At 25.3% G+C, this 14453-nt stretch carries 18 protein-coding genes; 3 read left to right on the forward strand and 15 right to left on the reverse strand.

Annotated elements, in window-relative coordinates:
* Positions 1-9 precede the first annotated feature (9 nt).
* From NX779_RS03020 to NX779_RS03090, 15 genes are all read right to left on the reverse strand, one after another.
* Entirely contained in the window at positions 10-363 is a 354-nt protein-coding gene (locus NX779_RS03020; RefSeq protein ID WP_259429950.1) for an Mbov_0395 family pilin-like conjugal transfer protein, read from the reverse strand.
* Between the two features lie 34 nt (positions 364-397).
* Positions 398-619: a conjugal transfer protein gene (locus tag NX779_RS03025; RefSeq protein WP_259429951.1), complete on the reverse strand. Its 222-nt coding sequence runs from the start codon at positions 617-619 to the stop codon at positions 398-400.
* A gap of 94 nt (positions 620-713) precedes the next feature.
* Positions 714-932: an integrative conjugal element protein gene (locus tag NX779_RS03030; RefSeq protein ID WP_259429952.1), complete on the reverse strand. Its 219-nt coding sequence runs from the start codon at positions 930-932 to the stop codon at positions 714-716.
* An 11-nt stretch (positions 933-943) separates the two neighbouring features.
* Positions 944-2476, reverse strand: coding sequence for an MAG3960 family lipoprotein (locus tag NX779_RS03035; RefSeq protein ID WP_259429953.1), 1533 nt, complete (start codon positions 2474-2476; stop codon positions 944-946).
* A gap of 166 nt (positions 2477-2642) precedes the next feature.
* The gene (locus tag NX779_RS03040) at positions 2643-3278 is read right to left on the reverse strand and encodes an Mbov_0392 family ICE element protein (protein WP_259429954.1); all 636 of its coding nucleotides are present in this window, start codon (positions 3276-3278) and stop codon (positions 2643-2645) included.
* Positions 3279-3316: 38 nt separating this feature from the next.
* Entirely contained in the window at positions 3317-4495 is a 1179-nt protein-coding gene (locus NX779_RS03045) for an ImmA/IrrE family metallo-endopeptidase (protein ID WP_259429955.1), read from the reverse strand.
* Between the two features lie 188 nt (positions 4496-4683).
* Positions 4684-5187, reverse strand: coding sequence for a hypothetical protein (locus tag NX779_RS03050; RefSeq protein ID WP_259429956.1), 504 nt, complete (start codon positions 5185-5187; stop codon positions 4684-4686).
* A gap of 10 nt (positions 5188-5197) precedes the next feature.
* Positions 5198-5602, reverse strand: a complete 405-nt coding sequence (locus NX779_RS03055; protein ID WP_259429957.1) for a single-stranded DNA-binding protein — start codon at positions 5600-5602, stop codon at positions 5198-5200.
* Positions 5603-5626: 24 nt separating this feature from the next.
* Positions 5627-6088 carry a hypothetical protein gene (locus NX779_RS03060; RefSeq protein WP_259429958.1) on the reverse strand — a complete coding sequence of 154 codons (462 nt, stop codon included), beginning with the start codon at positions 6086-6088 and terminating at the stop codon, positions 5627-5629.
* 13 nt (positions 6089-6101) lie between these two features.
* On the reverse strand, positions 6102-8078 hold the full coding sequence (locus NX779_RS03065; protein ID WP_259429959.1) for a type IV secretory system conjugative DNA transfer family protein: 1977 nt from the start codon (positions 8076-8078) through the stop codon (positions 6102-6104).
* Positions 8065-8373: a hypothetical protein gene (locus NX779_RS03070; RefSeq protein WP_259429960.1), complete on the reverse strand. Its 309-nt coding sequence runs from the start codon at positions 8371-8373 to the stop codon at positions 8065-8067. The genes NX779_RS03065 and NX779_RS03070 overlap by 14 nt, the downstream gene beginning before the upstream one ends.
* 4 nt (positions 8374-8377) lie before the next feature.
* Positions 8378-9208 carry a DNA methyltransferase gene (locus NX779_RS03075; RefSeq protein WP_259429961.1) on the reverse strand — a complete coding sequence of 277 codons (831 nt, stop codon included), beginning with the start codon at positions 9206-9208 and terminating at the stop codon, positions 8378-8380.
* Positions 9189-9425, reverse strand: a complete 237-nt coding sequence (locus NX779_RS03080; protein WP_259429962.1) for a hypothetical protein — start codon at positions 9423-9425, stop codon at positions 9189-9191. The genes NX779_RS03075 and NX779_RS03080 overlap by 20 nt, the downstream gene beginning before the upstream one ends.
* A 2-nt stretch (positions 9426-9427) precedes the next feature.
* Positions 9428-10663, reverse strand: a complete 1236-nt coding sequence (locus NX779_RS03085) for a relaxase MobL (RefSeq protein WP_259429963.1) — start codon at positions 10661-10663, stop codon at positions 9428-9430.
* Between the two features lie 322 nt (positions 10664-10985).
* Positions 10986-11783 (reverse strand): MAGa4850 family ICE element protein, encoded by a 798-nt coding sequence (locus tag NX779_RS03090; protein WP_259429964.1) that lies wholly within the window; start codon positions 11781-11783, stop codon positions 10986-10988.
* A 343-nt stretch (positions 11784-12126) separates the two neighbouring features.
* On the opposite strand from NX779_RS03090, the gene NX779_RS03095 reads away from it, so the two are divergent.
* The 3 genes from NX779_RS03095 (at position 12127) to NX779_RS03105 (ending at position 14418) form a co-directional block, all read left to right on the forward strand.
* Positions 12127-12609, forward strand: a complete 483-nt coding sequence (locus NX779_RS03095) for a hypothetical protein (protein WP_259429965.1) — start codon at positions 12127-12129, stop codon at positions 12607-12609.
* Positions 12610-12692: 83 nt separating this feature from the next.
* Positions 12693-12989 (forward strand): hypothetical protein, encoded by a 297-nt coding sequence (locus tag NX779_RS03100; protein ID WP_259429966.1) that lies wholly within the window; start codon positions 12693-12695, stop codon positions 12987-12989.
* A 136-nt stretch (positions 12990-13125) separates the two neighbouring features.
* A complete protein-coding gene (locus NX779_RS03105) occupies positions 13126-14418 on the forward strand; it encodes a BspA family leucine-rich repeat surface protein (protein WP_259429967.1) in 1293 nt (430 codons plus the stop codon).
* The last annotated feature ends 35 nt before the right edge of the window (positions 14419-14453 follow it).

The raw sequence follows: 14453 nt of genomic DNA on the forward strand, positions 1-14453 counted from the left end.
TTTCTCCTTTTAATTAGTTGGTAATAATCCACTGGCAGCGATAGCTTGAATAATACCAAGAACTGAAGCAGTTATAGCCCAAGCACCTAGTAGAACTAATATGAAACACCCAGAAAGTTTAACTTTTTTAAATTCATCTTGACGTTCTTGTTCAGTATTTGCTTTAGAAGCTTTTCAAAATGCATAAACTGCTAATATTATTGTTACTAAAACAGCTAAGCCAGATAAAGCACCAAATGCAATTGCAACATATTTTTGAATTAAAAGAGCAATATCTGCTAATGCTTTTCCAGCTTGATCTACTTTGTCAGCTCCAGGTGGAGTTGCGTTCATTAGAACGATATTTTTTAATGTATATAACATATTTTGTTTTCTCCTTTTAATAAAATTTATTTTTTTAAATAAGATAAGCTCCTACCATTATAAGAACTAATCATACACTTAGAACCAAGATAGCTAAAGTTGTTATTCAAGGCCATTTAAAGGCTGCTCTAGCTTTAGCTCTTGTAAGTTTATTTTTGCTAAAACATTCTTTATATTCAGTTAATAGCAATACTAAGCTTAGAATTGCTATAAGTGATGAGAATATGATTGTAATCATTACAAAACCTAATTCCATTGAATCGCTTCCTTTCTAAAAATAAAAAAAGCAAATACTAACTTACTTTTTATAAGTCGGTATTTGCTTAGTTTAATTTATCGGTTAAGAGTATTTATTTATTTTGTTGTTTAGCTAATTCTTCTTGTTCTTCTAGTCAAGCTTGAAGATCTTCTTCGAACCCGTCATAATTGTCAGGAACTATTCTTGTTCCAGGAATATATTCAGGCGAATTACGATATTCTTCATCAGCAGCAAGTCAGAATTGTTTATCAAATTCATCACAATTTTCATAAAAGTCTTTAGATGAATCTCAGCTTCTTATTTTACTCATAAAATCATCTCCTATTCATCGATTTTATTGAATTTTCAATTAAATTGAGTTTTGTAGTAGTTAACAAAGTTGTTGAATCTAGTTTCAGCTAGTTGTTTAGTTATTACGTGTGGAGCATCTAGTTTATCAACTTCTTTAATGTTTGCTCAAATGAATTTGTAGTGTTCAGAATGTTTATTTGTTTCATCTGAAAAGTCTTTTCTAAATCTATCTTTCGCAACGTTATAACCTAAAAGTCCAGTAATTAAAGGTTGAATTACTTTATGATACTCATTTCAAGCAAATCTATAAGTTGCTCGGAAATCGGTTGGATATTTTTCATAATAACCAGTTCCAGGAAATAGTTGTAAACCTACTTCACCACTAAAAACATCAGTTAAAGTGAACCCTACTAATTGTTTTACTTTCAGATACTCTAAAACTTTATTTTCAAATTTGTTGATTTTGGTTATAATTCCAGATGATTCAAATTGTTCTACTAAAGTTTTATTCTCATCACTAATTAAGCTACTATCAGTTAAAGCTTGTTGCAGTTCTAGAAATGCTACTAATAAGTCTAGTTGCACTTTTTGCATTGCATAAACTTTAATTTTATTTCTTAGAATTTGATCGAAAGTATCACCAACTAATCTCATTGTGCTTGGATCGTATCTTTTAGAATCTTTTTCAAAGAATTCTTTAGATAAGAATAATTCGTTATTAAAATCACCATCAAATTCAATAATTCTATTGAAATATCATAAACCTGTTGGAATTATTAATAACCCACCATTGTTTTTTCCAAAATTGTATAGACGATTATTTGATTTGTTCTCTTTATGGAAAGGTGTTTCTTCTCAAGAATATGTACCTTTTCAACTTTTATCATCATATAAATCTCTACTTGATTTACCCCATAATTTTGAATCAGTTTTATCAGGATCTTCAGGTCAACCTAATTGTTTTCTCACAGAGTCTATAGATGAAATTCTTAATTGTCGAATTGGAAAGTCAGGATTAGTATCAAAAATCATTGCTTTTAATTCTTTTTGTTGATTAACAATTTCTAAAACTTTTTTAACTAACTGTTGATGAGTTGAAGAATTAATAAAAGTCTTATCATCTTTATTTTTAAACATAAAGTGACTTAAACTAGGTTCATCAGCATTAAAGTGTTCTAAACTTCTAATGTATTGACTTAGTAATGCGATTGTAGGAAATAAATCTCGACTTGCTAAATCTTTTGTTTTATAATTTTCAGCATTTGGAATTAGTTTTTTAAATTCTTTAGCTTCATTTTCTAAAACTTGATTAGCATAATAAACATTGCTTGGATTAGCAGTGTCTTCTTCAAAAATAGTGTATTTTATATCTTCATATTCAAAACTTTTAACTTTTTCATTGTTATTATTACCATTATCAATTGGATCATCATAGTCCGGATTTTTAGGATGAACAGGATCTTTTGGAGCTCTATAGTTACTAAATCACTTACAACTTGTAACAGTTAAAAGTGGAGTTGCAGTAACTAAAATTGATGATATAACAGTTAATAATTTTTTCATAAAATACACTTCCTTTTCAACTACTATAATTCTAACACACAACCATTATCTAGTCAGGTAGTGTTGAAATGAAAATTGATACATTTAACTAAATAAATTAGATACTTTTAACTCTTAACCTTTTGCAAATACCGACACTAATTTATTAGTTAAATATCATTTTTAATTACATTTTTAATGTGTTTGAATTTGAATAAGTTAAGGTATCTTTTAAATTTAAATCATCTATAAACTCATCAATTAAGTATTGTTTATATTCATTTTCTAATTTATATTCGTGTTCGAAATACTCTTTTGTAAAACCGTTAATATAACCATTAACAATTACATATTCAGCTCTTGAATTTCTTCAAGGCTCAACTAGATTAATATAACGGCTATCTAAACCATCATTTTTTAAAGAATCATTTATAATTTCTTCTAAAGAATCGGATGATTCAATTTCATTTTTTTCTAAAAAATCAGCAAAAGAACATAATCTTGAATCTGTAGCTATTTCTTCTAAATCATCTATATCTTTCTTACCATCTATATTTTCAAAAAACTCATTAGTTTTTTCTAATTCTTCTAGTGAGTATGATGAACTAGATTCTAATTTGTCATAAATTTTTTGATTAACGCTATTGTCTAGTTTTTCCATATTTCCAACTAGATTAATAATTTGATTTGCTATTTCTTGTTGATCATCAGGATTAGATCTACTAATAGCATTGTTAATAATTTCATAAACTCCTTGATCGCTAATATGAACAGAAGCGTATTGAGTTATTCAATATAAATCTTTATCTTCAATGTGTTTCATAATTTTTTCTCCTTTTAATAAAATTTAAATTTTTTGTATTATTTTTGCTTGTTTTGTATATAGCTTAAAGTATTAGATAATTGCTTATCATTTATTCCAAAACTAATTTCTTTGTTTTCTTGTTCAATTTGTTCTTGTTGCTTTTTTTCTTGTTCTTGTTTTTCTTTAGCTTCTTGTTGTTGTTTTAAAAACAATTCAAGTTCGGTATTAATTTCTCTAGCAACATTAACAACAGGTTTAATTCAATCAATTCTTTCTTTTTGAGTTGTTTTATCAATTCAACCTTTAATGTAGTCAAGATGATAATTTTCAGTATCAAGATTAAATTTCTTAGAAAATACAAGACTTATCATTTCAGCTTGATATTCACACTCAGAACGAGAAGTGTCTTCATAAGAATGTTTGAATTTCATATGTCCATATTCGTGTAAAAGAGTTTTAACATTTTGTTTAGTTGAGTTATGTTCATTTAAATAAATTGACTTATGATCAGTAAAACCTTTTACTTGTCCTAATGCTTCAGTTTCATAAACAGGAATGTTTTTAGTTTCTAAAAATTGTTTTAAATCACTAAATAACTGTTGATGATATTGTTCATTTTCAGGATCAGCTTTTATAAAAGTAGCAAAGTAATTTTTAGGATATTGATCTTTAGTTAAAGTAGTTTGACTAATATCAAATGTATTAGCTAATTTAAAGCCTTTAATTGTTTCATCAACTTCTAATTCGTTGTTTTTAATTTTTTGTTTAATTTCATCAGTTCATTGTTTTTTAAAAATCTTTTCACCATTAATTACAACAAATTTATCAGTTGTAGGTTGCAAAATCTTAAGTGCTTTTGAACCTTTTTTAATTGCAACTTTTTCATTTTTTCAATCAGTAAATGATTTTAGAATTGTAGCTCCTGAAAATTGTTTATGAACCATAGCAATATTTCTTGCAGTATATTTATTTCTAATATTAGTTGCAAATTCTAAATAGTTAGCTAATTGCTCAGGATCTCTTACAAATTCATCAAGCTTATCATCAACTCTTTTAACGATATCGCTAATTTTGTTTTCAAAAGTTAGCTCTTGTTTTTGAATAGGTTGTTCGATTTTTTCTAAACTTGCTTGAGCAGTTTTAATTTGTTCATCAAGTCTTTCGCTCAACTCATCTTGAAGTTGTTTTAATTCGTTTTGTTTGATATATTCATCAACTGTTAAAAAATCGTCCATTATTTATTTCTCCTTTTTGTTTATTTGTATAGAGCTTTTAGATTAAAAAAATCCTAATCATCATCAAAATCATCATCAAAATCATCAAAATCATCAAAATCATCAAAATCATCATCTAAAAATTTACAAAGATCTTTTGTACATTTCAGTCATAATAAATATTCAAACATTTTAATTTCTCTCCTTTTTTAATTGCAACATTCTCATCTTTTTTTTGTTTTTGTTGTAATTAACTTCTGAATTTTTCAATTCTTTTTTAATATTTTTTCTCAAGATTTTATATCTTCATAAATTTCTTTAAGAATCACGAATAGAAAAAGAACAACAATTAATGCACCTACAATAAATAACGATATGCTTCTAGTTGATATTTCTTCATACGAGAATCAAATATATGAAAAAAGAATGAAAAATAATAAAACAGATAAGATAAATGAAGATATAAATAAATATTTAAAAATTATAAATAAGTAGTACTTGAAACTTGCTTTTGAAAGTTTTTTAGCACTTTTATATTCATTTTCTAATTTTTCTTTTAATTCATTATGTTGATTGATTGTTGTTTCAGTTTGCATTTTTTTAAATTGTTTATTCGATCTAAAAGACAATATAAGTATCTGAACAACAGAATATAAAGCATGTAGAAACATTCCAGCAACAACAATAAGAAATATAATTGCAAATGTTTTCATATTAATCCTATTATTCATCTAACATTTGATTAATTTCTTGGATAACTGCTTGTTGTTCTTTAGCTAGTTCTTTATAGTGTTTTAATTCGTTAATTGTTTCAGCTTTAGCTAAAAATTTAATTCTATTAGCAATAATTTCTAATTTAGAAGTTTGTTTATCGTCTTTAGTTTTAAATACGTTATTTTGAGCAACTCCAATTAAAGAAATTAGATCTCCTTTTTTTAAATGTTCTTTTGTAATTTCAGCTAACTTGTCATAACAAGTAACTTCTATAAATTGAGTTTTACTTTCTCTACTTTCAAGTGTTGCTAAAGTAAATTTAAGTAATTTACCTTTTTCATTGTTTTGTTTATGGAATTCTTTTTCATAAAATTCATCTCTTGTTAGACGACCAATTAAAATAACTTGATTCATAACTTTTTCTCCTTTTTAATAACTTTATAAATAGTCCATTTCACCATTAATAAATTCTTGTAACAAGTCTTCTTTTCATCGAATTTTCAATTCATATTCTTGTTCTTCTAATCATTGTTTATATGTTGATTTGTTTTTATCTTTTTTACCTAGTTCATCTAATTCTTCATCAGATTTATCATTTAAAATATCAATAACTTTTTCTAATGCTAGAAAGCTTTTAGAACTTGAATCAAAACTTTCATCTTTTTCAAACAAAATCTTTTTAATTTTTCGTTCTAATCAACATTCTCCTAGCTTAGGTAATTTAAAAAGTATTCTTGTAACTACTTTGTGTTTCGATTCTCACTCATCAATATATAAATACTCAAAATGAGAATTAAAGTTTTTAAGATATTTCTTTATTTCTGAGTCATCTACTCATAAGTCATATTCTTTAGAATATAAATCTCTAATTTCTTCAAACGTTATTTCTTTGCTATTCATAAAATCAACTCCTTTACTGTTTTTTAAAATGTAAACTACCTGCTTTTTTAGCTTGATTCATTGATTTTCTTAGTTCTCTATCTCTTTGTTGTTTTTGTTGTATTTGTTTTTGTTTTTGAACTTCAACGTTATCTAATTTAGCTTCTTTCATTGTGCTAAAATCTCATACTTTTTCTACAACAACATTTGTTTTATTAGTTGTAGGGTGAATATACTCATCAATAGGTAAATAATCAAAAGCAGGAGTAAGTTTAATAGCAATAGGTTTACTTCCACCAGAAGTAATAATAGTCATATCAGGATTTTTATATTTCAAATCACTAACACTCATTATTAGTTCTTTTTGTTCACTAGTAGTTGTTGAAGTATGATTATCACTTTCATTAATTGATTTTTTCTCAATAATTTTTTCTCCTAATGATTGAGAAAATGATTTTAAAGTTTCTTCAGAGTTAGTTTCTAATAAGAAGTTAAGTCTAGCTTGTGCTTTTATAGCTTTAAAATCTCTACCTTTAGTTGAATATTTTTGTAATTGCTCATAACTTTGAATAATTAACATAAAGAATATGTTTCTACTTCTTGATATCGCCATTCAATCAGGAATTTGCGGTAATAACAATGAGTTGAACTCTTCTAAGTAAAACTGTAACATTCTATTCAATTTTTGTTTTGGTAATGTATTTGCATAATCAACAGCTTCTTGATAGATTTGAGTAATTAACATATTCATCAAAAAGCTATAAATATTTTTATGATCTGGAAAGCAAATAAATATTACATACGGACTAGATTCATCTCTAACAAGTTCTTTAATACTAAAAGTTATGTTGCTAGTGATTTTTTTAATAGTTAAATTTTGAGAAAATGCGTTTATTGCTTTTGTTGCATTAGTTAAAATACCAGACAATGTTTCAGGAACAATATCGATAAAAGGTTTTTGTTCAGAACACAAATCAAATCAATATTGATTATTGTTTTGATAATTTTTAGCAGTTTGAATTCAACTACCGTTTTTAATAAAATCAGTGCTTAAAGTAGGAATTAAATTAGCTATAGTGTAGTGTTGTAAAGTGAATGTTTCTTCTTCTAAGCTATATAGTAAAAAGAATTTTAAAAGCAAAATAAGAATATTTTTAGCGTTTTGCTCTCACATTGAATTTTCTTCATTAGTTCAAGGAAGCATATCAACTAGTTCAATGATTTTGTCATAAGCCTTACCGTAATCAAATTCATCTAATTGTTCTTTAGGTTTTGAATGTAAAGTTTTTCATATTTGTTCTAAAGGATTTCAATATAAAGATTTTAATGAATCATCAAAATCAAAAACTTTAATCTTATAACCGTTTTCTAAAAACATTTTTCCAGTTCTGGCTAATATTTGTTTTTTAGGATCAGTAATTACCATATTAGGTTTTTTATCATCAGGTAATGTTGCATTATATCAAATATTAGGTAGAACAATTTTTTCGGTTTTCATACTTCCAGATATTCCTAAAACAATTGCGTGAGAATCAGTGTTATTTACTAAGTATTGTTTTTTAGTTTTAGTGTTAAACATACCTAAACTAAAATTAGGTTTACCAGGTTTAAATTTTTTCTTAAACGCTTGTAGATCACCATCTTTAGTAAATTGGTTATATTCTCAATTGTTTTGAGTAAGATCTTTATTTTTAAAAATTTTCTTTTTAATTAATTCTCATCATTTTTCATAATTGAAATGAATAAGGAAAACAAATATACCACCAACAATAATCACAATGCTTCAATTTCTATAAGAACTATTAGTAGTTCAGAAATTAGAAAAATCAGCAGCAATATTTCTCTTATAAGTTAATCAACCTGCAATTATAGAAAAATTTTTTTCTTTAACAACTATCATAATAATTGTTAGAAGTAAAAACGAAGTTAAAGGCCATAATACAAAGCAAAAGATATTAATCATTAATTTAGTTGATAATTTATCTCTTAGTTCATTTTTATTTTTTTTCATTATTTTTACTTTCTATAGACTGTTTTAGAGTTTTAAAATATGCAACAAAATCTAAAGTTATTTTTTTAAGTAATCAATACTCATGTCTACAACTATCAAAAAAGTTCATATCTTCTCAATAATTTCCATCTTCTTGAAGTTCTTCTATATCTTCTAATCTCTTAGAAATTTCATTTTTTAAATGCTTTATAAAAGGATTACTCTTGTATTTAACTTTTTTTCAAAACTCATCGAAGTCTTTTGAGTAATCATAGTCTTGCATTTTAAATTCTTTTTCTTCATTAATTTCTTTCATAACATTATTTCCTTATTGATTTAAAATTCATAGACTTTTTAATAGATTCGAGTTTAGCAATAATTTGTTCGATAATATCTTTTATTAATTCATCAGGAATAGAACTTCTTAAAGAATAATTATTCTTTTTCATATGTTCTTTATTTCCTGGAACTTTTTTAGCTTTTAAAAGCAATTGAATATTACTTTTAAACGTTGTAGGTTTTAATGAAAAGTTGCTATTATAAGCAGAATAATAAGTTTTATTTTCAAAATAACCAGTATGAAAATCTCAATGTTCTTTTTGAAATTCTCAAGTTTTAGAAGTTGTCGGATTTTCAATTACTCAAACTTTAGGTTTAAAAGTTTCAATGATATTGATAGTTGCTCCAATCGTTGCAACTCCAAGTATTCTTGCGATTTCTTTTTTTAAAAAACTTCTTTTTTTATTTGCAGAACAAGTTGAATTGTAAGTTTCATAATATTTACGATTTCTTACTTCTCAAGTACAAATTTCTTGTTGATCATCAGTTGAACTAATTTTAGAAAACATTTTCTTACCACAATCAGCTATACTTCAACTCTCACAAGGTGGAGAAGCTAAAATGATATCAGGACGTGGTAATTTATTTAATTGTTCAATTAACTTATCGTTAGTTAAAGACAAATCAATTTGCTTGTATTTATAGTTATTTGATTCTTTAAACTTGATTTTTTCAGGTTCGTTAATTCCTATTGAATAAACGACAAACTGTTTATCAAAATATTTTTTAATAGCTTTTTGATAACTACTTTCAGAATCATCGTATAAAGCTCATACAATATAAACAGTTTCGTTATTTTCCTTGATTATCATTTTTGTTCTCCTTTTTGTTTTTTGAATTGAAAATTTTTCTTTTTCTTTCATTTATCAAAAGCAAACAATAACTAGGATATTTTCAACTCATTTTAAAGATAAAAACATTTTCTTCTTTTATCGCTAAATCAACAAAATCAGAAAAATATCAAATGTTGTTTATGGTGATAAAACTTTTTATTGCATCTTGTACTTCAATACTTTCTGGAATTTTCATACCTATCTCCTTACCACATTAGATGAAATTTTAGTTTCTTTAATGTTTTTGTTGTATTTTTTCAATGCTTCGATTTTTTTTCAGAATTGAATATTTTCAAACTCTCATTCTCATTCTCTAAAAATTCGATCTCATTCGTTTCAGTTGAAAGCTAAATCTAAACTATCATCACTTCAACTAGAAGCTTGTTCACCTAAACAGTCTTTGATAATAATATTTCCAATTTGACTTTCAAATTCAGCGAACTCATTATTTACAAAATCATTAGCTTGTTGTTGAAGTTCTTTTGATTCGTAGTTAGTGTTTTTGACTTCTTCAATTGCATTGATATATTTTTCATATTCATTATTCAATTTAGGATTGTTATCTTTCATATGATCAAAAATATTTCATACAGCTTGTTTTAATTCATCGACGTTTTTAGATACTGCATAATTTTTATTCCTACTATCTTGATAAAAACTTCTAATAGTTTTAACTGAGTTATATAAAACAGTTTTTGTGTTTTGTTCTTTCATCAGTTGTTTCATTTCTTTTCTAGAATCTCAAATAGAATTTTTAGTTACATAAAAATCTTCATATTCTTCTTGATAAGTTAAACTAGTTTCAAACATAGTTTTTAGTTTTTCAACACTTTCTTTATTAAATGAACCTTTTTTCCTATAATTACCATTTATATCAGGATACTTTTCTCAGAAACTTAAATGAATATGTGGATATTTAGTGTTAGAGTGAATTACTCAGTGTCCAGTTATTTTATTTGGATCAATCTTATTTGCTTTAAAAAAACTTTTCATATTTTTATTCAACATATCATTTCATTGTTGTTTATCGATAGAAAATGTATCAATTCCAAGTTGTCCAGGATTAATAGTCATTTCCCAAATATTTTGATTATCAGATATTTGTTTAACTATTTTCTTTTCCTTTTCAATTGACAAATCATTAGCTTGTTTACCAAACAAACGATAAAGTCCTGTTTTAGATTGATCATCAGTTAAGAAATTCATTTTTAATTTAGAATCTAAAAAATCTTCTCATTCAATATTTCTATCTTGATATTCTTGTTTTAAAACTTGTTTAGTTACATCATCTTTTTGAATGTAAACAGCCTGTTGTCTTGTTATGTAATCGATATATGTTCCAGACTTATAAAAATCGTGATCGTGGACTTTTCCACTTTTCTTGTTTTCTTTTTTCTTTACATTCTTATTAGAAAATTCAACTTTTATAATCATAGTTATTTTCCTTACTTATTAAGAAATTAATTAAAGGTTTATTATCTAGTTGTTTATGTTTCGAATTTTGACTAGTGATGAATTTAAAAAGTAACAAGAAACTGATTTTTAGTCAATTTTTGCATTCAAAACACGACAAAAAAGATATTTTTTTAATACCTGCTCTTCTTAAAATTACATTTTTAGTTAATGTTTAATTTCTAAAAGTCAGGAAAGTTTAGACATTGGTCGTCCGGTCAGGAGTTGCACCTAACTTGTACTGTTCGGACGGTTTATTATCTTTATTTCCAAACTCTCAAAACTAATTGAAATTAAACTTCAACTAGTTTTTCAGAAAAAGTTTTTTAATTTCACTCGATAGTAAACGTTCAGTTTTAAATTCATAACAGACAAACTTTTTAACTCGTTGTCCGTTTTTATTTCAAAATACATCAAATTTCTTTTCGCTTGTTCTTATGATTAAAACTAGTTTTGAATAACAAATACCTAGAAAATCAGACAAAGCTTTAAATGCTCTTCAAATCTTAGTTCTACTTACATTTAGTTTCAAAAAGTAGTTGTTTTGAACTAAAGCAAATTTACTGTTAGAATTTTCAAGCTGTTTGTTTTTGGTTGCTTTTCAACAATACATACTATCTAGCATAGCTAAGCAATTAGTTAGTCCATATAACAAGAAGTACTTAATCAAAAACTCACCTTTAATGATTCAGAACTTTTCTTTTTTATTTCTGAAAACTTTTCTAGTTAGTTTTAAAATTCCAGATTTTTCATAAATTGCTTTATCGAGTATTTTCAATTCAAAAAGTTTTTTAATTGCTAATTTGATACTTGAATTTTTGAATCCAAGTTCTAATAAAGTTTTTTTAGTTACAGTAGCTTTACTCATTGCTTTTAAAATCATTAAAATTTCAATTGCAACCTTATCTCCTGTTAACTTAGCTACAAAACTTTCACCAATTATAAGTTTTGCTTTTTTGATAATTGAAATTGTATTTTCACAAAGCTTGTCATACTTTTTGTTTTCATATGTTTTGTTGAAACGTTCATTCATCAAAAACAATTCAATTTCTTTTGGATTGTTATCTTCTAACATTAGAATTCAATTCTTAATATGTGACATATTTTTTCTCCTTTACTATTCACAAGTTAAGAATTTTTTGGTATAATTAACTTGTCATGAATGATTAAAGATAAGAGCCTTTCCTTTCCAACTTTAGGGTTCTTATCTTTTTTTATTTCCTTTCTAATTTTTCAAATTTATTGATCTTGAAGTTTTTTGAGTTTTTAAGCTATGTTACAAAATTTTTCCTTAAAGGGTGTCTACCGCTTGAGTCAACTTTAAACTAAAAAAACCGATGGAATTCTTCCAGTCGGTTTTTTTTGTATCTGACACACTTATTTTTTACGGTTCCGATATTGTTATAAAATCAAATTTATAAAATAAATTAGAAAGAAGATTAATTATGTCAAACACTCAATTTATAATATTTGCAGTTTTATCTAACATTTTTATGCCTATTGTCACAATATTTTTTATAATAGCTAATCGTTTTATACTGTATAGAAGAAAAGATAATTTAAAAAAATATTTCCAAAAATATATGGATGTAGAAACTCTTGATTCAATTAGATCAAGAAACATTGTTGAAGTTATATTTTATTTCTTAGTATTTCTTTTTATGTTAAATCAACCTATTGTATATTATGAATTATTTTATATTTATCCTAATTCATTAACTATTGAAATATTTTTAGATACTAAATTTTTATTTATATTTATTCCATTTATACTTTATTTTTTAACAGGACTAGTTATATTTATTTTTAGTGTTACAAGATTTAAAAAATCTGTTAAAACAAGTTCAATTATTAAAAGAGAAATTCAATTAAATGAAATTAAAAAAATTATTAATAATACTCTCAACTTAAAACTTTTTATAATTTAGAAATTCTTTATAAGAATAAAAAAACTTCTAATCTTTATATTAAATCAGGATTTAATTGATGAATATCAATATATGAAAGAAAAATGCACAGAGCTCTTGATAATATAAGAGTCAAAAGAATGCTTAATAAATTTAAATTTAAAAATGTACTTGATGATGATGATTATCTAGTTGTAATATCTCAACAATTATTTGAGTTTTTTGATTTTGTTACAAGAAGAATTATGTTTTTAAAAAATCGTAAATTAGTTAAATTTGAAAACTATTCTATTTTAGTAAATGGTGAAAAACAAATTACATTTGATGAAATTGGTGAGTACTTATTAAATAATTATTTACATTTTATTAATCAAAATGTTATGAAAATATTTTCTGAATAAAACTAAAATCACTTAATAATTAAGTGATTTTTTAATTATTAATAATATTATTACTAGTGCTTTAGACTTGATTCCAAAAAAAAAAAAAAATAGAATAATAGTATTATGCATAACATAAATTAGGAGATGCAATTTTATGAAAATGTTTAAATGACTAGGGTTAGGTTTACTAACTGCTACTAGTGTGATTTCAACATCATGTGTAATTGCTAATAGCATAAGTGAACGTAACCAATATATAAACTCACAAGATAATAATTCTGCAGGTACTTTAGCTCAAAACTTAAATAGAAAAGTTGATGAACTAAAAACTAAAATCACTGAAGTTGATGAAAATATAAAAAGTCTTGAAACTGAAAAAAAAGATCTTACAAATCTAACAACACAGCTTAGTAGAACTTTACAAGAAAAAGAAACTGAACTAGGACGAGTAAAAACAGAACTTGAAACTGAAAAAAATAATCATGAAACAATAAAAGGTAAAAAAGAAGTTCTAGAAAGAGAGATAGGAACGTTAAAATCTGATATTTCATCTCGAACTAACAAACTTAGTGAAATGAACAAAGAATTAGGTGATAAAAATAAAGAAATAAAGGATCTTAGATCAAAATTACAATCCACTCAAGATGAAATAACTAAAATAAACACAGAAAATGATGATTATAAACAAATGATCACTAATATTTGAAACTCAAAAATGAAAAATACTGTTTATAGTGGAGAAAAATATCAAAGTTTATTAAATAGATTTGAAAAAACAACTGGAGTTAAAGTTGATTTAGACAAACAAGATCAAGCCAATAAAGAAATTGGTGATGGTGAAAATAAGAAATTAATAGTTAAAAAAGGTTCAATGAAACTTGAACTAGATACGGGAGATATTTATCCAAAAATAAGAAAACAAAAAACTAAACCTTATAATCCAAGAACCGGAGGGTTTACAGAAAGTACTGAGGTGACTGAAGTAGGTTATTCTGTATTGGATAGTGGTGAAGTTAAAATAGAACCGCTAAGTAGAATTTCGACTAAAGTAAGTGGTAAATTACCTTGATTTGTTACAAATCTAGATGAAGCTTTCTATAATCACCGAATTGAATTCCCATTCTACTTTGGTTTAGAAAATTGAGATGTATCAAATGTAACTAGTATGAATGAAACTTTTTCATTATCTCTTGTTAATGCCTACTTAGGTGGATGAGATACAAGAAATGTAGAATCATTTCAAGGTACTTTTTCAGGAGCAAACGGATTTGATGGTAATATTTCATCTTGATGAGTATTTCAAGCAAACACATTTAAATTTGTTACTGCTGGTTGCCCTCTTTGGGCAGAACCTTTATGAACCACAAATCTGCCACATACCATTAGAGCTCGTTATACCACCAACCACCCTCAAGAACCAGAACCTTTTATTAGAGCATTTAATTAAATCATCGTAAATTTATCATATATAAATTATTATTT

Source organism: Mycoplasma cottewii, from assembly GCF_024918975.1.
Classification (GTDB): domain Bacteria; phylum Bacillota_I; class Bacilli_A; order Mycoplasmatales; family Mycoplasmataceae; genus Mycoplasma; species Mycoplasma cottewii.